Below are 18,335 nucleotides of genomic sequence, written 5' to 3'. Positions count from 1 at the left end.
TCTCCCGTGCGTCACCGATACAAAGTACGGGAACTAGCCGTTGATTTGCCTAAGGATCATTTCCCGAGCTTCACCGGCATCAGCTTGCCCCTTGGTGGCACGCATGACTCCCCCCATGAGGGCGCCAATCGCCTTGACTTTCCCACCCTTGATTTGCTCTACCACTTTCGGGTTATCGGCAATCACCTGGGCTACCGCGGCCTCTAGGGCAGCAGTATCGCGCACGATTTCTAATCCCCGCGCTTTCATCACTTCTGCGGGGGTACCTTCACCTTCCAGTACCCCGGCAATGACTTTACGGGCTAACTTATCATTGAGTTTACCCTGGTCTACCAGATCTTGTAGCTGCGCCACATCGGCAGGTTTAGCCGCTACCTCTTCTAGATCCAGGTTCTTTTCTTTGGCAATCCGGGAGATCTCCCCCATCCACCATTTGCGTGCTGCCTGCGGCGCGGCGCCCGCTTCTACCGTGGCCTCGATAATATCTAAAGCGTCAGCGTTTACGACATCCCGCATTTCCATATCGGAGAAACCGTATTCTTCCCGCAGGCGGCGGCGCCGGGCTACCGGCAGTTCCGGCAGATTGGCGCGCAACTCTTCTACCCATTCTTTCGCGGGAGCTACCGGCACTAGATCCGGTTCCGGGAAGTAACGGTAATCTTCAGCATCAGATTTTTCCCGCCCGGCAGAAGTGGAGGAAGTATCCTCGTGCCAGTGACGAGTTTCCTGGGTTACTTTGCCGCCTTCAGAAAGAATCTTTGCCTGGCGGCGAATCTCGAAGGTAACCGTTTTTTCAATGGCCTTAAAGGAGTTCACATTTTTGGTCTCGGTGCGGGTTCCTAGCGGAGCATCCGGGCTGGGACGCAAAGACACGTTCACGTCCGCGCGCACGTTTCCGCGTTCCATCCGCGCCTCCGAAACTTCCAACGCACGGAAAATGTCGCGCAGAGTACGTACATAGGCCGCTGCTACCTGCGGGGTTTTCGCACCGGCACCTTCGATCGGACGAGAAACGATTTCTACCAGCGGCACCCCGGCGCGGTTATAATCCACCAGGGAATAGGCGGCACCTTGGATCCGTCCGGCATCTCCCCCGATATGGGTGTTCTTGCCGGCGTCCTCTTCCATATGGGCGCGTTCAATATTGACCCGGAAGATTTCCCCATCCTCGAGTTCTACATCTACATACCCGTCATGAGCGATAGGCTCATCGAATTGGGAAATCTGGTAGGCCTTTGCCAGGTCAGGGTAAAAATAGTTTTTGCGCGCAAACCGACAGAAGGGGGCAATCTCGCAGTTGAGTGCCAGGCCAATCTTGATCGCGTATTCCACTGCCCGCTCGTTAGCAACCGGCAAGGATCCGGGCAGACCCACCGAAACTGGAGTTACCCGGGTGTTAGGTTCACCCAGCGAAGAGTTCGGGGCGCTATCAAACATTTTGGTTTTGGTGCCCAACTCGACATGGACTTCCAGCCCCAATACCGGATCAAATTCGGCTACTGCATCTTCGTATTTCATTAAGTCGCTCATTGCTTCTCCTCTACTTCACCGGGCAAGCAGCCGGAACGTCGGTGCCGCAGGCATCGACTGCGGCTTGGGCTACCTGATACATCAGGGCATCGGCACGCTGCGGCGCCATTACCTGGAAGCCAATCGGCAATCCTTGATGATCCAGCCCGATGGGCACGCTGATCGCTGGGATACCCGCCAGGTTTGCAGGGATGGTGGCAATATCGCAGTTGTACATGGTCAACGGGTCACCAATTTTTTCCCCGAGTTTGAAGGCTACGGTGGGAGAAGTGGGCAACACTAGCGCATCTACCTGCGAGAAGGCTTGGGAATAGTCTTCTTGCACCAAGGTGCGCACCTTCTGGGCGCTGCCATAATAGGCGTCGAAGTATCCGGCGGATAATACGTGGGTACCCAGAATAATCCGGCGTTTAACTTCCGACCCGAACCCAGCTTCCCGGGTAGCCGCCATTACGGTTTCGGCAGTTACCGGCCCCGAGGTCGGCTCTACCCGGATCCCGAAACGAATACCGTCAAAGCGCGCCATATTAGAAGAAACCTCTGCCGGCATAATCAAATAGTAAGCAGCGAGGGCGTATTTGAAGGAGGGCATATCGATTTCAGTAACCGTTGCTCCCCGCTCTTTCAAAGCCGCAACCGTATCGTTAAAGGCGCGGGTTACATCCTCTTCATACCCCTCTCCACTACCTTGTTTAACTACCCCTAGGCGCAGCCCGGAGAGATCAGTTTTACCTTGGTATTCCTTGACTGCCTCTAGCAAAGCCGGAACCGGCTCATCTAGGGAAGTGGAATCAAAGGGGTCGTGCCCGCCCACTAGTTCTTGTAGCGTGGCGGCATCCGCAACTGTACGGGTCACCGGGCCAATCTGATCCAGGGAGGAAGCCATGGCTACCAGACCATAACGGGAAACCGCCCCATAGGTGGGTTTGGCGCCTACGGTGCCAGTGACTGCCCCGGGCTGGCGAATCGAGCCGCCAGTGTCGGAACCTAAAGCTAAAGGCACCATGAAGGAGGCGACTGCCGCGGCCGAGCCCCCGCCAGAGCCACCGGGAATCCGGGAAGGATCCCAAGGATTGTGAGTGGGGCCGAAGGCAGAATGCTCGGTGGAGGAGCCCATCGCGAACTCGTCCATATTGGTTTTACCGATAATCGGCAGCCCCGCATCCTTGATTTTGGTAACTACCGTGGCATCATAAGGAGGCTTCCAACCAGCCAAAATCTTCGAGGAGCAAGTAGTTTCCTGGCCGCGAGTAACCATATTGTCTTTCAAGGCAATCGGCACCCCTGCCAAGGGATGAAGTTCTTTTCCGCCCTGGCGATCCTGATCCACCCGCCGGGCAGTTTCTAGCGCGCCCTCCGGATCTAGATGCACAAATACGTTGAGCTCGGGATTTAACTTTTCAATCCGCGCTAGGCAAGCCTGGGTTAGCTGCTCGGAGGTCAGTTCCCCACCGCGCAACTTTTCTGCTAGCTGCAGGGCCGAAAGTTTCAAAAAGTCTTCCACGGTTATTCCTCCCCAATGATTTGCGGTACCCGGAACTGGCCGTCCTCAGCCAAAGGCGCTCCGGCCAATAGTTCCTCCCGGTCAAGGCATTCGCCGGGCTCATCCGGGCGGAGCACATTGCTCATTTCAATCGGGTGGGAGGTGGCTTTGGTATCTGGACCTACAGCCTCGGACACGGTGGCGACAGCCGCCGCAATCTGTTCCAGCTCCCCCGCGAACTGGTCTATTTCTTCATCGGTGAGTGCGATCCGCGCCAGGCCGGCCACGCGCACTACTTCATCCCTATCAATTGTCGACATAGCTCCAGTCTAATGCCCGCGGCACTCCCGGTCATATTACGGCCCGGAGCCGCGGGCATACTCAAGGTGGTAACCGCGGTCAGCTGGGTTTAAACCAGGAAGGCGAAGGGTCGTAAGAGTCGCTCCGCTATCCGAGCAATAAAAGGTCGCTGATTCCATTCGTGGCGGCTAATAGGCCGGGCATTTAACAGGTCAGTAAAGAAAATATTTTCCATATTCGCCGCTAACGGCCGGGAGGTAATCGACATGTTTATTTCATGGTTACCGGTCATCGATAGCCGGTCGATATTAGCGGTGCCGATTGTTGACCAGTATCCATCAATAACTGCGGTCTTGGCATGGATCATCACATTGTCATAGACCCACAGTTCTACCTGGTTATCCAACAAATCAGTTAGGTAAGATCGGGAAATCCAGTCCGCAATAATATGGTTTGATTTGGCGGGTACCAGTACTTTTACGTCTACTCCCCGGCGGGCGGCATCGATGAGGGAACGCTGAATTACCCGATCGGGAACGAAATAAGCCGAAGTAATATAGGCGGATTCTTGCGCTTTATCTAGGGCGTTGACATACATTCCGCGTACCGGAAACAGTAGTCGTTTCGGGTCATTAACGCAGGCCTGGATTTTTGAATTCCAGGATTTGGCGCGCGGATCCCGCACTTTTTTTAGACGCAAATGCCATTTTTGGGCATAATTCCAAAAGTCCAAGAAAGCGCTTTCTAGCTCCCACACATTGGGGCCACTAATGCGCAGATGGGTATCTCGCCACTGATTATCCAGGTAATAGGAGCCGATGTTATAGCCCCCCACAAAACCCACCTTGGAGTCCACGACCAGGATTTTACGGTGATCCCGCGCCGTGTGTTTTAAGGAATATCCCAGGACATGCAGGTTTTTTAGCTTGGGGAAACGGAAAAAGCGGGGATCTACCACCAGATTCCCGAAGCGATCCCAAATAATGTACACCTCGGCACCGCGCTCGGCTGCCCGAATCAGAGCGTCTTTGAACTCCTGGCCGATTTCATCCGATTTCCAGATAAAAGTTTCAAAAAATACTCGCTCTTTCGCGCCCTCTATCGCGAGCAACATATCGCGATAGAGGGTTTCTCCGTCCATATAGGTTTTCAAGCGGGAACGATCTACCCGGATCGGTTGGTTTTCAATCTGGGGATACCCACCAGGTTTACCGGTTTGTCGTAACTTGCGTAACTGGTCAATAGCTACGATAACCGTAACCGTCATGGCCTGTAGGGTCGCAATCACCGCACTCACAATTTTTAAGCCGCGCAGTAACGGTGGGATCGTTTTCTTCGGGATCCTCAACATAGTTACCACTCTAACGCCTTAGCCATAGGAGTTTGTTGAATCCGCGCTAAAACAAGCTATCGGAACCACTAGCGGATGCTGGTGGCTCTGAAAGCGGAGTTTTTTCGGGCGAGAACGCAGGTAGGTGCACTTTTGGCGACCTGCTTTCCCGCGCGTTTCCTGCCCGGTCTCCCGATTCGGCATTGGCGAGAGCTGCTGCTATTCCCTCTGCTAAAAGCTGCGAAAAATATTTTTGCGGCAGGCAAGTTACCCCCAGTTCGCGGGCTTTCTTTAGTTTTGAACCGGCTTTTTCTCCGTAGACCAAAAGATCGGTATTTTTTGAAACCGAGGACGCAGATTTTCCACCCGCCCGCATGACCGCTTCTTTGGCTTCGTCACGGGTATAGCCCTCTACTCTGCCGGAAACCACTACGTTTAGTCCGGATAGGGTTTGTTCCGCTTTAGTAGCTTCCTCTTCCCGCATTACTACCCCGGCGTTTTCCCAGGCGGCCACAATCTCCTGGTGCCAGTCGACGGCGAACCAGTTCGTGATAGAGGAGGCGATCTCTTCTCCAATATCAGCTACGCTGGTGAGCTCTTTTTCACTGGCATTAACGATTGCTTGTAGGGAGCCAAAACGCGCCGCTAGGATCCGGGAGGCCTGGGGACCGAGATGCCTAATCGATAGCGCAACCAAAATACGCCATAGCGGCTGGGTTTTAGCTTTTTCTAGTTCCTCAAGCAATAGTTTTCCCCGTGCCCCCAAGGTGGCTGCCCCGGGATCTCCAGTTCCAAAATAGGCGCTATAGCTCCAGATTTCTCCCCCTCGTAGTAGCTGGCGGCTCCGAGCTTTTGCTTCCTCTTCGCTCTTTCCTCCGGCTATTAACTGGGCTTTTAGCGCCTCCCGGTCAACTTTAGTTACCTGCTTAAGATTCCAGGTTTTTACCTGTAAGAGCTGTTCGGAATCTAAATCGAATACCCCGGCCTCTAGCGGAAGTACTGGGGAGGCTGGCGCCGGTAGCAAGGACTTGGCGGCTTCCGACGGTGTGGTAGCTGCCGGGTCGGCCTCAGAACAATAGATAAATTTTCCTCCGACCATTATTGCCGCGCCTCGGGTGAGGGCGAGCAGTACTTGTTCCCGCTCCGCCTCGGGCATAGTGAGTGCTGCCGCGGATTGCTCACCCAGTCCTTCAATATCGAGGGCACCGCGCGAAGCTAAGAAAATAAGCCGTTCTTTAATTTGTGCGGGGCAATGCTTCTGGTTGGGGCAGCGTAAATCTTTATCGCCTTGTTTTTCGGGACGAATCTCGCTGCCGCAAGACGGACATTGCTTGGGCATTTGCCAATCCTGTTCGCTGCCATCCCGCAAATCCACTACCGGACATACGATTTCGGGGATCACGTCCCCCGCTTTACGCAGCACCACGGTGTCCCCGATTTTTACGCCTTTGCGGCGTACCTCGAAGGGATTATGGAGGGTAGCGCGCTCCACATTAGAGCCATCTACCAGCACCTTTTCCATAACTCCGTAGGGGGTTATCCTACCGGTACGCCCTACCCCGACCCGGATATCCAGCAGTTTGGTGTGGACTTCTTGGGGTGGGAACTTATAGGCAACCGCCCAGCGTGGCGCGCGGGCAGTAAAGCCCAGCTCCTCCTGAGTTTTCAGGTCATCGATTTTTAAGACGACTCCATCGATTTCATGGCTAATCTCGGGACGGATTTTACCGATATAGGTAATAAATTCTTGGATTTTGCCCAGGCCGCGCAGCGGGCGAGTATATTCGCTTACCGGTAGCCCCCACTCCCCAAGCTGGTGATACCACTGCAATTGGCTGGTCGGCGGGGTGAAACCGGCAGCTAAATCAGCGGATTTCCACTGTACTTTCCCGATACCGTGGGCAATCAAAGCTAGCGGGCGAGCCGCAGTTACCCGGGGGTCTTTTTGCCGCAAAGAACCGGCTGCGGCATTACGGGGATTAACGAAGGGGGGTTCCACCTTGCTAGGCAGTCCTGTTTTTTGGCGCTGAGCGCGCCAAGCGGGAAGATTACCAGCTTTTTTCGCTGCACTATATTCCTCCCATTGGGCGCTGCGCTGCTCATTTAACTGGTTAAAATCGGCGAGGGGGAAATAGATCTCCCCTCGGATTTCGCACAGCTCGGGTACTACCTTCCCGCCTAGCGTTTGGGGAATGTTATCGATAGTACGAATATTAGCGGTCACGTCCTCGCCTACGCTGCCATCTCCGCGAGTAGCTCCCAGGACAAGCTTCCCCTTGCGATAGGTGAGGTTCACCGCTAAGCCATCAATTTTCACTTCCGCACTCACTTTGGGAGTTTCCCCCCCGGTGGCCTGCGCCATTCGCTGATACCAGCTAGAGACTTCTTCGGTATCGAACACGTCATCTAGGGAAGCCATCCGCTCTAGGTGGGTGACGGAAGAAAAAGTTTTTTGCGCGCTCCCCCCTACGGTTTGGGTAGGCGAATCGGGGTTTATTAGCTGCGGAAAATGTCCCTCTAGTTCTTCTAGCTGGCGAAACAACTGGTCATATTCGGCATCCGAAAGCGTGGGACGGTCGCGGTCATAATAGAGAACCCGTGCCTGATTAATCTGGTCTACTAGCTCTTCCCAATGTTTTTGTGCCTGCGCCAATGCCTGCTCGTATTCACTCGCCATGGCTTCATTTTCCCTTATTTTCATCCAGAAAAGAAAAGTATCCGCTCCCCAAAAAGTTATCCACAAGCAAATAAAATAATCTGGCGGAGCTGCTGGGGCGGCAGTTAGATTGGCCGAGTGGAGTTGGAATCAGCGCGAAAAGCCTTGGCCGCTCCCTGCCATTTGCAGGTAGAGCGCGGCCCCGCGGCTGGCTTAGTCTTGCCCTTCGCAGGCAACTATTGCGCGCTGGGAAGACCCCAGCTGCACGACCGGGCAGTATCTCACGAACACCTGCTTTTTATCTCTCAGCAGGACAAACTGCGAGTGCGGGATCTTGGTTCGGCGAACGGAACTTTTCGGGGCTCATTTGCTTCCTGCTTTTCGCGGATCCGCCAGGAACAAGAGATCGGGTCTTCCTCAAGGATTCGCGCCGGAAACACGGTGTTAAAAGTTTCCCCTCGTCCTCGCGCTCTGCGGGTTACTCGTCCCCGCCCAAAGTCACAACTTGGATCCTGGCGGCAATGGCTATTCTTACCGGTGCTAGTGTTTTTACCGCTTTCTCTTACTTCCCTACTCCGGATTCCTCCTCTCGTCGGCATGCTGGTTTTCGCCGCTCTTTCAGCCTTGGGAATGGGGATTTGGTTTTATCGCCGCCCCCGTCCGGTAAGCCCCGCGCAGCTGCTGCTGGTCGCTAGCCAACCAAAACCCGCTGCCTCCCACCCCGCATCCCTCCATGAGGGAGGTGAAGTGGGCGCCTGGATCAGCCCGCACCGGGTAGTCCGCGGAAAAGGAGGAGATAAACTCTGCTTTACCGGTAGCTATGCCCGCGAACGAGCCCTTTGGTGGGCAGCGCAGCTAGCTTGGCAAGAAGGTGCCCGCTACCGACTGGATTTAGCGGTGACCGCGGCAGATTTCACCCGTGGCGACGAAAACTATCCCCCACACATCTCTGCGGACAGCGAGGATGCTACTGGCGAGGACGCCCTCGGCTCCCCAGACTTTCCGGATCCCCTTCCGGGACAAGTGAAATCCTCGGTTCCGCGAGTAGTACTGGTTTCTCCCTCTAAAGAACCTCTCGGTACCGGAGAAAACATTTGGGTTACCTGGGCGAAAACTCCCGGCCAAGCTCCGGTGTGGGCGAATCGGATTGTAACGGTACCAACTCATCGGCGCGCTACCCGTCACGCGGACTTGCCGAGTCTGCTCTGGTGCCGTTTAATCACGCGCGGTCATACTTCCGAATCCGCAGGTAAACTCGCTGGTAAAGTTATTTTTGGGCAACTTTGGCCGCAATTTGTAGGCGCGGTCGCACCCTTGGCAGCTATCAGAGACAATTGGAAACGCTCCCAGTCTCTGCAAGCTCCCGTTGCGTTTGATGCTCAGGGGGTGAGCTACCTGGATTTGGTTAAAGACGGTCCCCACGCCCTCTTGGCTGGCACCACCGGAGCTGGTAAATCTGCAGCCCTGACTACTTGGCTGCTGTCCCTGGCACTATCCCACCCGCCTAGCAAACTGCAATATGTGCTGGTGGATTACAAGGGCGGGGATGCTTTCCAAAAATTGCAGTCCTTACCCCATGTATTGGGGATTTTGACAGATCTTGAACCCGCGCTAACCAAACGCGCTATCTTGTCCTTGAACGCCGAGATTAAATACCGAGAGCAGCATAAGAACCGGCAGCATCCGCGGATTGTGGTGGTCGTGGACGAGTTTCGGGTACTGGCTACCGACCACCCAGATTTACTTGATTCGTTAATCCGTTTAGCAACTTTGGGGCGCAGTCTGGGAATCCATCTGATTCTGGCTACCCAACGCCCGGCGGGGATCGTTGATGGGCAGATCAAGTCGAATATGGCGCTACGGATTTGTTTACGGGTACTAGATACTGCTGATTCTGGGGATGTGTTGGGGGATGGCCGCGGCGCCCAATTGCCGGCGATTGCCGGGCGTGCCTGGATAAAATCTGCCAGCGACGCTTCCGGAAAGCTGGTGCAATTTGCTTGGATCCCCCATACGGAGCAGGCCGAACAACTGGCGCAGCTGTGCCGCGCTGCCTGGCACCCTCCTGCTCCCGCGCGCCTTCCCTGGGCGCCTCCCCTACCCCGCCGCCTCCCTTTAGCACAATTGCCTCCTGCAGCCGACAAAGTAATTTTGGGGCTGGGCGATTATCCGCACCGACAATGCACCGCCCCCTTAATGCTGCCCCTGAGATTTTCGCTGCATTTGGTCGGTTCGGTAGGCTCCGGCAGAACTACTCTGGCTTTAATGGTGGCCTTACAACTGGCCAATAAAGGACAGGAAGTCCACGTTATTTGCACTTCTCCGCAAGATTTCTTTGGGGCATCGTTTAACAAAGCTCATCATAAAACTTGGCCAGGAACTATCGCTACTACCCCGCAAATGAGCTTGGAATTATTAAAATTAGCCAGTCGGGGGCAGCTGTCGGGCACGTTGCTTATCGATGATTGTGAAGATCTGCTGGACTCATTAGAGCGCACCTATGGCCCGCTAAGCGGTAATGATTTGCTGGCCGGACTTTGCCGGCAAAGCGAAGCCTTGGGGATTTCCCTGCTGGTAGTCTCTGGCCCCTCTACGGCTTCTTCCCGCCTATTTCAAGGAATAAAAACCCAGATAGTAGGGGTGATTCGCGATGGAGTACAGGCCGCTCAAGCCGGTTTTACCCCTCGGGTCTTGGAACAGATTAGCGAGGCCGGGATCTTTGTATTTTCCCCCAGCCGGGAAGCCACTCCGTTCAGGGCGGCGATGCCACCTATTCCGGAGCCCGAAAACTTCTTAAGCTCCCCCGAGGTACGTCTGCAGGCCCTCCCTACTCGTTTTGATCTCCCGCATTCGCCTATTCAACAGAACTTGGCGAACATTTTTGCTTTGGGACTATCCGGACCACTACCCCTGGAAAGAGAGGATTTTGAGCGAGATTGGTTGGTAATCGGAGACCATAGCAGCGGAAAAACTAATACTGTGCACCTGCTTGCCAAGTTTTTACCTGACCACAAAATACTTGAGGACTTAAATGCTCATGATCCCCGGCTTATGGCCGCTACCGAGTTAGGTACTTCTCCTTCCCTGGAAACAACATCAGCTTTAGCTTCCCCCTCGCCACAGCTGGAAGACCCCACCCGGAGGATGCCGGTGATCGCCTCCGTAAGTCCGGAGGTGGTGCAAACTACCTTTTCAGGACCGCTATCTGAGCTACGCCAGCACGCGGTGCTAATAATTCTAGGTAGCGCTGCGCAGTGTCGTCCTTTCCTCAAAGGGATAGATTGCCAGGCGCTTCCGGATCAAATTGGGTTAGTTCCGGGACGGGGAATCATAATCAAAAAAGGTAAAGGTTTAGCCATCCAAATCGCTATTTATCCTAAACTTCGCTAAAATCTGCTTCTTTTGTGATCGGTTACACGCAAAAAAACCCGCTCTGAACTGTTAAAACCCTTGATTTATCTGTTCGTAACTAAAAAAATAGTAGGTAGCAAAGGAGCTGCCCGCGAAGACAGCGTTCTATGCGGGCAGCGACCCGCAAACTCGTTACCTATGGTTAACCTTAAAGGAGACGCAGATGGATTGGCGTTCACGCGCAGCCTGTTTAGAAGAGGATCCAGAACTCTTCTTCCCGATCGGAAATACTGGCCCCGCCATCGCCCAGGCAGAGCGCGCAAAAATGGTTTGCGCTCGCTGTGAGGTAGAGTCAACCTGCCTGGCTTGGGCACTCGATAACAACCAGGACGCCGGAGTATGGGGTGGAAAGAGCGAAGACGAACGGCGCAGCATGCGGCGCCGCAAAGCTCGTGCCCGCCGCGCCTGCTAACTGACAGACTAAAAATAACTCTCTGTTTTTCTTGCTTTCGAGCAAGCTAACAGAGAGTTATTCTTTTCTGATTCCAACTTAGCAAAAGCGCAGTCTATCCGGATTCCCAGGAGGGATAAACGGCTCCGGCTGTTTACCGCACCGGAGCTACCCCGCAGGCGCCCGCCGATTCCAATCCTTCATCGCTCGTTGAGCTTCCCGTTTATCTTGCTGCTCCCGCAAGGTTTGTCGTTTATCCCACTCTTGTTTACCGCGAGCAAGCGCAATTTTTACCTTTACCCGGCCAGCAGAAAAATAGAGCTCTAACGGCACGATCGTATGCCCCTTAGCCGCTACTTGACCGCTTAACTTATCTATTTCTCGGCGATGCAGCAACAGTTTCCGTTTACGTAGCGGGGCATGGTTAGACCAGGTGCCGTTAATATACATAGGAATATGAGCATGCTGCAGCCAGGCTTCCCCGCGATCAATCTCTACCCATGACTCGGTTAAAGAGGCTCTGCCCATCCGCAAGGATTTCACTTCGGTGCCGGTAAGCACCAAACCTGCCTCATAGGATTCTTCAATAAAAAAGTCATGCAGCGCCTTTTTATTGCGCGCAATCATCTGTACCCCCGTCTTGCTGGAAGCGGGCGCACCCTGACCCTTGTTTTTCTTACTCATAGCGTTCCTACGCTATCGCATAATCGTTAAGGCAGGGGTATGGGATTTATTACCGAGCCGTTCTTCCACAGCTCAAAATGAACGTGGCAGCCGGTTACCCTACCGGTAGCGCCGGTATAACCGATCAGTTGTCCTTTTGCCACGCGCGCCCCTGGGCTAGTAGCAAAGTGAGTCATATGGCGATAAACACTAACCCAGGAGCTTCCTCCCAGTATCCCATGGTTAATGGTCACCGTATTTCCCCCAGTACCTTCATTACGGGTAGACACCACGGTGCCATTGGCGGCTGCATACTGCGGCAACCCACAGGCAGCATGAATATCGGCTCCCATATGCAGGCGCCGCTGCCCAGTCACCGGATGAATTCGGTAGCCGAAGGGCGAAGTAAGGTGAATCCCGCCCTTAATCGGAGCTTGAAAAATTCCCCCGGAGATAAAACCAGCGCTGTTGCTCCCCGCATTTCCGCTCTGGGAAGCACTGCTATTCGTAGCGGCCTTAGCTTCCTGAGACCGGCGGTTTTGGGCATCAATCTGCCTAATCCGCTCTTGCGCCGCTTGTTGCTCCTGTTCGGCTTGCTCCAGCTGTTTTGAAATTTCGCCTTTCTTGGCAGCTAGCTCAGCTTCTTGTTGTTTCTTTTGTTCCAGAGTCTGATTTAACTCCGCAAGTTTTGTCTGCTTCGCGTTCTTTGCAGTCTCCGCGGCCTGCAAAGCCGCGTCCGCCTGCTCTTTTAACTTTCGCACCTGAGAAGTTAGTTCACGCTGCTCCATCTGTGAATTTTTTTGCTCCACAATCTGGTCTTGTACAGTCTTTAAAGAATCCGATTGCAACTGAGCAGCCAATTGAGCATTACGGGCGTAGGTGGTGATATCTCCACTATCCTTATCGGAAATGAAAAACTCGAAAGAACCCCCAACCTCCGGGTTGGTGTAGGTTTCTCGAGCCACCCGCCCGATATTGCTCAAGTTTTCACTCTCTTTTGCCTGCGAGACGGCCAGGGCTTTTTCTACCCGTTTCAGCTGCGCACTAGCCACATCCAACTGGTCTTGCGCCTGAGCTTGGTCTCGCGCTGCGTTGGACTGTAGGCGTACTGCCTCGTCATATGCTCCCTGGGCAGTTTTTTGCGCATCCTTAGTGTTTTCCAGGGCGATCACCGACTGAGCCAAATCCGCGCTAACGTCCTCCAAAGAAGCCCGCAGCTGCGCTGCCTTACTGGAAGCAGCTTTTTCTTTATCCGCTGCTTTGGAGCGATCGGAAGCCAGCGCAGTACTGGAGGCACCGGCCAAAACCAAGGATCCAGTTATTAACGTGGCACTGAGGATTTTTCCTAGACGTTTTCTAAAAGACATGGTTACACCTTCGCGTATTTAGCTAAGGAAGCAAGGGACGCAATAATCGAAAGGACTAAAGCCGCCACCACGATGATGCCGGACAAAATTGCTACCTCCCGCAGATTTACAAACTGGATGAAGGGAATCGTCTTTTGCAACCACCCTTGTACCAGGTATTTCACCCCGGCATAGAGCGCCCCACAAGCCAGCAAGGCACCCAAGAGCGCACACAACGCGCCCTCAATCATAAAGGGCAATTGGATAAACAGTCCGGAGGCACCTTCCATCCGCATAATCTCGGTTTCTTTCTGCCGTGACATGGCCGAAAGACGAATAGTGGTGACAATCAATAAGATTGCCGCAATCGCCATCACGGCCGCCAATCCCCAAGAAATCCGACTGGCCTGACTAAACAGATTCATTAGTGGTTTAACCAGCTGCGATTGATCTTGAACCTGCTCCACCCCTGGCTGTCCCTCTAGCTGGGCAGAGACAATCTCGTATTGGGAAGGATCCTTCATCTTGATCCGGAAAGCCTGGGGTAACATCTCCGGTTTAGTGGCTTCTCCTAAAGTGGTATCCCCATACTGCTTTTGAAAATCTGCATATACCTGATGGTGATTCTGGAAATCGTAATGGTCAATATAGTCAGCTAAAGTTCCCCGTTCTAACTCGTCGCGAACATCTTGGATCTGTTGTTTAGTAGCCTGTTGACCATTACAGTTACCTACTTGGTCGTCCTGAGCGCACATATAGACGCTCACTTCCACCTTCGCATACCATTCCTTTTGCATCGCAGAAATCTGCATCTGGGACAGGCCCCCTACCCCCACAAACAGCAGGGAAATAAAGGTCACCAGCACCACCGAAATGGTCATTGCCATATTGTGTCCCATCCCGGAAAATACCCGGCCGAGGATAAACCGCAAACGCATTTTTTCTCCTAGCTCCGACTCGATCCATACACGCCGCGATCCTGGTCGCGCACTATTTCTCCATCCACCAGTTCAATCACTCGTTTGCGGAGCTGATTTACGATTTCATCATCATGGGTAGCCATCACCACCGTGGTTCCGGTGCGGTTAATCCGATCCAAAAGACGCATAATCCCCAACGAGGTTTTCGGATCCAGATTTCCGGTGGGCTCATCGGCCAGCAATATCTCGGGACGATTGACCATCGCGCGAGCGATCGCTACCCGCTGCTGTTCCCCGCCAGATAGCTCATAGGGCATCCGTTTCTCTTTGCCCTCTAGCCCCACCAGCGCTAATACCTGTGGCACTTCTGTTTTTATAGCGTGGCGAGGGCGTCCAATTACCTGCATCGCTAAGGCCACATTCGCTTCCACGGATTTGTTATCCAGTAAGCGGAAATCTTGAAAAACCGTACCGATTTGGCGACGTAACTTCGGAACTTTCCACCGCGAGAGCCGACCAACATCTTTACCCAGCACCGTCACGGTACCTTCTGTGGGACTGTTTTCGCGGTAAATCATGGTTAGGAAAGTGGACTTCCCCGAACCTGATTTACCCACGAGGAACACGAACTCCCCCCGCTCAATATTGGTGCTCACGTGGTTTAGCGCAGGGCGAGCCCCCCGCTTATAAACCATCGAGACATCGTCAAAAGTAATCATGCATCCCCCACTAGCTGTTGGAGCCTCCGGCACTGACCAACTTAGCGCCTAGGGAAGCGGCATTGGTGCTTACACGCCGATTAGGGGACGCTTACCGCTTTGACGTGCTAGTTCTCACTTTCTTCCTGGGCTTTACGCCACCGGATCCCGGCATCTAAGAAAGTATCGATATCTCCATCCAATACCGAATCTACCTGTGATGATTCCTCGAGAGTACGCAGATCTTTCACCATTTTGTAGGGGTGCAACACATAGGAGCGCATTTGGTCTCCCCAGGAGGCTTTCACTTCTCCTGCGAGTTCCTTTTTCTTGGCTTGCTCTTCCTCATGTCGCAACTGCAATAGTCGGGATTGCAATACCCGCAGCGCCGCCGCCCGGTTTTGAATCTGGGACTTCTCGTTTTGCATACTGACTACGATCCCGGTGGGAATATGGGTCATCCGCACCGCCGAGTCGGTGGTATTTACGGATTGTCCCCCCGGCCCGGAAGAGCGGAACACATCGATCCGCAAATCGGATTCGGGAATTTCGATCTGGTCATCGGATTCAATCAAGGGGATTACTTCTACCGCGGCGAAAGAAGTTTGCCGGCGGGACTGGTTATCGAAAGGACTTTGTCGCACCAGGCGGTGGGTTCCCGCCTCTACTGATAAAGTCCCGTAGGCATAAGGAGCATCTACCTGGAAGGTAGCGGACTTGATGCCGGCTTCCTCGGCATAAGAAGTATCCATCACCTGCGTAGGATAGCCATGACGCTCGGCCCAGCGCAGATACATTCGCAGCAACATTTCCGCGAAGTCCGCGGCGTCTACTCCTCCCACTCCAGACCGGATAGTAACCACTGCCCGCCGCTCGTCGTATTCACCGGAAAGTAGGGTTTGAACCTCAAGTTCAGCGAGCTCTTTATTCAATTTTTCTAGGAGGGTGCGCAGTTCAGCCAGGATTTCTTCGCGATCTTCCCCCAGTTCTTCCCCCGCCATGGTTTGCAGGGTTAGGGCGTCCTCTACGCTTTGATCTAGGCGTGCAACCTGGTCAAGACGGGATTTTAGGTGAGATAGCTGCGAGGTTACTTGCTGAGCATGCTCGGGATCATCCCAAAGATTAGGGTCTACGCTAGCTTGTTCCAGTTCTTTTATCTGAGAGCCCAATTTTTCAGGATCAGTAACTGCCCGAATCTTCTCTAAGGTAGTTTGCGCCTTACCTAGTTCCTCTTCGTAATCGTATGCCACGCTTCTAGGTTACCCGAGGAAACCTCACTGCAAATAAGCGCCTAGCTTAAAGCCTCGATCGCCAGCTGGAGGACGGCCGCCACCGTTTGCAGGCGAATCTGGTTGCGATCCCCGGATAATGAAAGTTCCGTAGTCGCTCCCCCGGCAGGGCTAGTAACCGAGATAAACACGGTACCGGCACTATGTCCGTCCTGGCTTCCGGGACCAGCTACCCCGGTAGTGGCCAGAGCCACGTCAGCAGAAAAAAGTTTTGCTACCCCCAGTGCCATCCCTTCGGCTACCACCGGATCTACTGCCCCAGTTTCTTGTAAGCGGGAACGGGAGACCCCTAAGACTTCGCTTTTCGTGCGGGTCTGATAGGTGGTGACTCCCCCGGCTACTACGTCGGAGGCTCCGGCAATATCACACAGGGTGGCGCATACCAGCCCGGCGGTTAAGGACTCGGCGCAGGCAATGGTGTAGTTCTTTTCACGCAGAATCTCTTGCAAACGGCGCGCAAGGGCATCTAGTTCTTGATTCATAGTTCCATCATTACACGAGCAGGCCGCCCGTTATTCGGTTTCGAAGTCCCTGTCTGCCAGAGCACCGCGAGTAGCTTCGCGGCACTGGCTGGGAGAGTATCCCTTGCGAGCCAGAAAAGAACCGATCCGGCGCATTGCCTGGCTATAGGACACGTTATGCAGAGAGCGCGCCTTTTTTTCCGCCAATCGCTGCGCGTTTTCCACTTCTTGTTCCGGGGTGATCTGTTCCAAGGCTTCTGCTTGTAGGCCGGGATCGATTCCTTTCCGGTCTAGCTCTTGGACTAGTGCCCTGCCCACTAGGCCGCGTTCTTGAAAGCGGGTGCGCACCAGCATGGCCGCATATTCGCGGTCATCTAGTAGCCCTACTTCCCCAAAACGGGTCACGATTTCTTCCGCAATTTCCGGTAGAAAACCCGCCTTCGTGAGTTTTTGACGAATCTGCGAGCTGGAGGCAGCGGTGCGATCTAAGACTCGCAGTGCCGCCTCCCGCGCCGCGGCTAAAGCTTCCGCGGTCGGAAGTTCAGCATTTTTTTGCCGCCGCACCGCCAGATCGGGGCTTTTTTTCCGGCGACGCGGAAGGCCAAAGTCACTTTCTGGATCTAAATACTTAACCATGAAGATGCAGCTAAATCGCCCTTACTTGTCGCTATCGGCATCCGCATCCGCGGTATCTTCGCCAGCATCTTCTTGAATAATGCCTACTGCTTTCAGAATCTTTTCTTCGATTTCATCCGCAAGTTCGGCATTATCCTTCAGATATTGACGCACATTTTCTTTACCTTGCCCCAGCTGATCGCCCTCATAGGTGTACCAGGCGCCCGATTTGCGCACGATTGACAGATCGGTGGCCAAGTCGATAATCGAAGCTTCGCGAGAAATCCCCTCGCCATACATCAGGTCGAACTCGGCAGTCTTGAAAGGCGGTGCCATCTTGTTTTTTACGACTTTAGCGCGGGTACGTGAACCAATTGGCCCCGAGGAGTCCTTTAAGGTTTCAATCCGGCGCACATCGATCCGCACCGAGGCATAGAACTTAAGGGCTTTACCGCCGGTAGTAGTCTCGGGAGACCCAAAGAAAACCCCGATCTTTTCACGCAACTGGTTAATGAAAATCGCGGTAGTGCCGGTGGCAGAAAGCGCTCCAGTCATTTTTCGCAATGCCTGGCTCATTAGCCGCGCCTGTAAGCCCACATGGGAGTCCCCCATTTCCCCATCTATTTCCGCCTTGGGAACCAGCGCTGCTACCGAGTCGATAACTAAAATATCAATTCCCCCCGATCGCACCAGCATATCCGCGATTTCTAGCGCCTGCTCCCCGGTGTCGGGCTGGGCTACCAAGAGTTCATCCGTGTTTACCCCTAGTTTCTTGGCATATTCGGGATCGAGGGCGTGCTCGGCGTCAATAAAAGCAGCATTACCGCCGGCCTTTTGGGCTGCCGCTACTGCGTGCAGGGCTACGGTGGTTTTACCGGAAGATTCCGGACCGTAGATCTCGATGATTCGCCCGCGGGGCAGTCCTCCTACCCCCAAGGCAATATCTAGGGCCACTGAACCAGTGGAGATGACTTCTACTTGGCGATGGGTGTTTTCCCCTAGGCGCATCACTGAGCCTTTCCCGAACTGTTTATCTATGGCTGCTAGCGCCATATCTAGGGCTTGCTCCCGGTTTCCGCCTGCATTTACTTGCCGTTTTGCGGTCTTTTTTGCCATGGTGTCGATCCTCTCTGGTTCTCTCCGAACTATTACTGGGCTGGCCTGGGTATTTTGGACTTGGGGTGCCCCTCTCCGAGGCTCCAAGCTAACGCTACGTACGGCCAAATACGCTTAACAGCCTGA

The 18,335-nt window shown here is 54.0% G+C and carries 15 protein-coding genes; 2 read left to right on the top strand and 13 right to left on the bottom strand.

The genetic code is table 11. The features are described from left to right. Positions 1–33 precede the first annotated feature (33 nt). The 5 genes from gatB to ligA form a co-directional block, all read right to left on the bottom strand. Positions 34–1,530, bottom strand: a complete 1,497-nt coding sequence (gatB, locus tag F605_RS0106140; protein WP_022865020.1) for an Asp-tRNA(Asn)/Glu-tRNA(Gln) amidotransferase subunit GatB — start codon at positions 1,528–1,530, stop codon at positions 34–36. Positions 1,531–1,540: 10 nt separating this feature from the next. Beyond that, positions 1,541–3,034 carry an Asp-tRNA(Asn)/Glu-tRNA(Gln) amidotransferase subunit GatA gene (gene gatA / locus F605_RS0106135; RefSeq protein WP_022865019.1) on the bottom strand — a complete coding sequence of 498 codons (1,494 nt, stop codon included), beginning with the start codon at positions 3,032–3,034 and terminating at the stop codon, positions 1,541–1,543. 2 nt (positions 3,035–3,036) lie between these two features. After that, positions 3,037–3,333 carry an Asp-tRNA(Asn)/Glu-tRNA(Gln) amidotransferase subunit GatC gene (gene gatC, locus F605_RS0106130; RefSeq protein ID WP_022865018.1) on the bottom strand — a complete coding sequence of 99 codons (297 nt, stop codon included), beginning with the start codon at positions 3,331–3,333 and terminating at the stop codon, positions 3,037–3,039. Between the two features lie 89 nt (positions 3,334–3,422). After that, positions 3,423–4,664, bottom strand: a complete 1,242-nt coding sequence (locus tag F605_RS0106125) for a phospholipase D-like domain-containing protein (RefSeq protein WP_040765418.1) — start codon at positions 4,662–4,664, stop codon at positions 3,423–3,425. Between the two features lie 46 nt (positions 4,665–4,710). Beyond that, positions 4,711–7,320 carry an NAD-dependent DNA ligase LigA gene (ligA, locus tag F605_RS10215; protein WP_022865016.1) on the bottom strand — a complete coding sequence of 870 codons (2,610 nt, stop codon included), beginning with the start codon at positions 7,318–7,320 and terminating at the stop codon, positions 4,711–4,713. Between the two features lie 117 nt (positions 7,321–7,437). Here ligA and F605_RS0106115 point away from each other — a divergent pair, with 117 nt between their 5' ends. Together F605_RS0106115 and F605_RS0106110 are read left to right on the top strand one after the other, a co-directional pair. Then, a complete protein-coding gene (locus F605_RS0106115; RefSeq protein ID WP_022865015.1) occupies positions 7,438–10,689 on the top strand; it encodes an FtsK/SpoIIIE domain-containing protein in 3,252 nt (1,083 codons plus the stop codon). 184 nt (positions 10,690–10,873) lie between these two features. Continuing rightward, positions 10,874–11,122 (top strand): WhiB family transcriptional regulator, encoded by a 249-nt coding sequence (locus F605_RS0106110; protein ID WP_022865014.1) that lies wholly within the window; start codon positions 10,874–10,876, stop codon positions 11,120–11,122. A gap of 147 nt (positions 11,123–11,269) precedes the next feature. Here the strand turns inward: F605_RS0106110 and smpB are convergent, their stop codons facing one another. The 8 genes from smpB to recA all read right to left on the bottom strand — a co-directional run bounded on the left by smpB (position 11,270) and on the right by recA (position 18,209). Continuing rightward, positions 11,270–11,785 (bottom strand): SsrA-binding protein SmpB, encoded by a 516-nt coding sequence (gene smpB / locus F605_RS0106105; RefSeq protein ID WP_022865013.1) that lies wholly within the window; start codon positions 11,783–11,785, stop codon positions 11,270–11,272. A 26-nt stretch (positions 11,786–11,811) separates the two neighbouring features. Next, complete coding sequence (locus F605_RS0106100; protein ID WP_022865012.1) at positions 11,812–13,131, bottom strand: peptidoglycan DD-metalloendopeptidase family protein; 1,320 nt, start codon at positions 13,129–13,131, stop codon at positions 11,812–11,814. 2 nt (positions 13,132–13,133) lie between these two features. Beyond that, positions 13,134–14,048: a permease-like cell division protein FtsX gene (gene ftsX, locus F605_RS0106095; RefSeq protein ID WP_022865011.1), complete on the bottom strand. Its 915-nt coding sequence runs from the start codon at positions 14,046–14,048 to the stop codon at positions 13,134–13,136. Positions 14,049–14,056: 8 nt separating this feature from the next. After that, positions 14,057–14,749: a cell division ATP-binding protein FtsE gene (gene ftsE / locus F605_RS0106090; protein WP_022865010.1), complete on the bottom strand. Its 693-nt coding sequence runs from the start codon at positions 14,747–14,749 to the stop codon at positions 14,057–14,059. Positions 14,750–14,856: 107 nt separating this feature from the next. Beyond that, positions 14,857–15,978, bottom strand: coding sequence for a peptide chain release factor 2 (prfB, locus tag F605_RS0106085; RefSeq protein WP_022865009.1), 1,122 nt, complete (start codon positions 15,976–15,978; stop codon positions 14,857–14,859). A 41-nt stretch (positions 15,979–16,019) separates the two neighbouring features. Continuing rightward, positions 16,020–16,499 (bottom strand): CinA family protein, encoded by a 480-nt coding sequence (locus tag F605_RS0106080; RefSeq protein WP_022865008.1) that lies wholly within the window; start codon positions 16,497–16,499, stop codon positions 16,020–16,022. A 30-nt stretch (positions 16,500–16,529) separates the two neighbouring features. Further along, positions 16,530–17,114, bottom strand: coding sequence for a regulatory protein RecX (locus F605_RS0106075; protein ID WP_022865007.1), 585 nt, complete (start codon positions 17,112–17,114; stop codon positions 16,530–16,532). A gap of 21 nt (positions 17,115–17,135) precedes the next feature. Then, entirely contained in the window at positions 17,136–18,209 is a 1,074-nt protein-coding gene (gene recA / locus F605_RS0106070; protein ID WP_022865006.1) for a recombinase RecA, read from the bottom strand. Positions 18,210–18,335 lie beyond the last annotated feature (126 nt).

The organism is Varibaculum cambriense DSM 15806 (assembly GCF_000420065.1).
GTDB lineage: Bacteria > Actinomycetota > Actinomycetes > Actinomycetales > Actinomycetaceae > Varibaculum > Varibaculum cambriense.
This window is presented reverse-complemented; position numbering and strand designations above follow the sequence as displayed.

Excerpts from the sequence above, each read along its gene's own strand:
- gatB (WP_022865020.1), bottom strand. The coding sequence starts at position 1,530 with ATGAGCGACTTAATGAAATACGAAGATGCAGTAGCCGAATTTGATCCG.
- gatC (WP_022865018.1), bottom strand. The coding sequence starts at position 3,333 with ATGTCGACAATTGATAGGGATGAAGTAGTGCGCGTGGCCGGCCTGGCG.
- F605_RS0106125 (WP_040765418.1), bottom strand. The coding sequence starts at position 4,664 with ATGTTGAGGATCCCGAAGAAAACGATCCCACCGTTACTGCGCGGCTTA.
- ligA (WP_022865016.1), bottom strand. The coding sequence starts at position 7,320 with ATGGCGAGTGAATACGAGCAGGCATTGGCGCAGGCACAAAAACATTGG.
- F605_RS0106110 (WP_022865014.1), top strand. The coding sequence starts at position 10,874 with ATGGATTGGCGTTCACGCGCAGCCTGTTTAGAAGAGGATCCAGAACTC.
- smpB (WP_022865013.1), bottom strand. The coding sequence starts at position 11,785 with ATGAGTAAGAAAAACAAGGGTCAGGGTGCGCCCGCTTCCAGCAAGACG.
- F605_RS0106100 (WP_022865012.1), bottom strand. The coding sequence starts at position 13,131 with ATGTCTTTTAGAAAACGTCTAGGAAAAATCCTCAGTGCCACGTTAATA.
- ftsX (WP_022865011.1), bottom strand. The coding sequence starts at position 14,048 with ATGCGTTTGCGGTTTATCCTCGGCCGGGTATTTTCCGGGATGGGACAC.
- ftsE (WP_022865010.1), bottom strand. The coding sequence starts at position 14,749 with ATGATTACTTTTGACGATGTCTCGATGGTTTATAAGCGGGGGGCTCGC.
- F605_RS0106080 (WP_022865008.1), bottom strand. The coding sequence starts at position 16,499 with ATGAATCAAGAACTAGATGCCCTTGCGCGCCGTTTGCAAGAGATTCTG.
- F605_RS0106075 (WP_022865007.1), bottom strand. The coding sequence starts at position 17,114 with ATGGTTAAGTATTTAGATCCAGAAAGTGACTTTGGCCTTCCGCGTCGC.
- recA (WP_022865006.1), bottom strand. The coding sequence starts at position 18,209 with ATGGCAAAAAAGACCGCAAAACGGCAAGTAAATGCAGGCGGAAACCGG.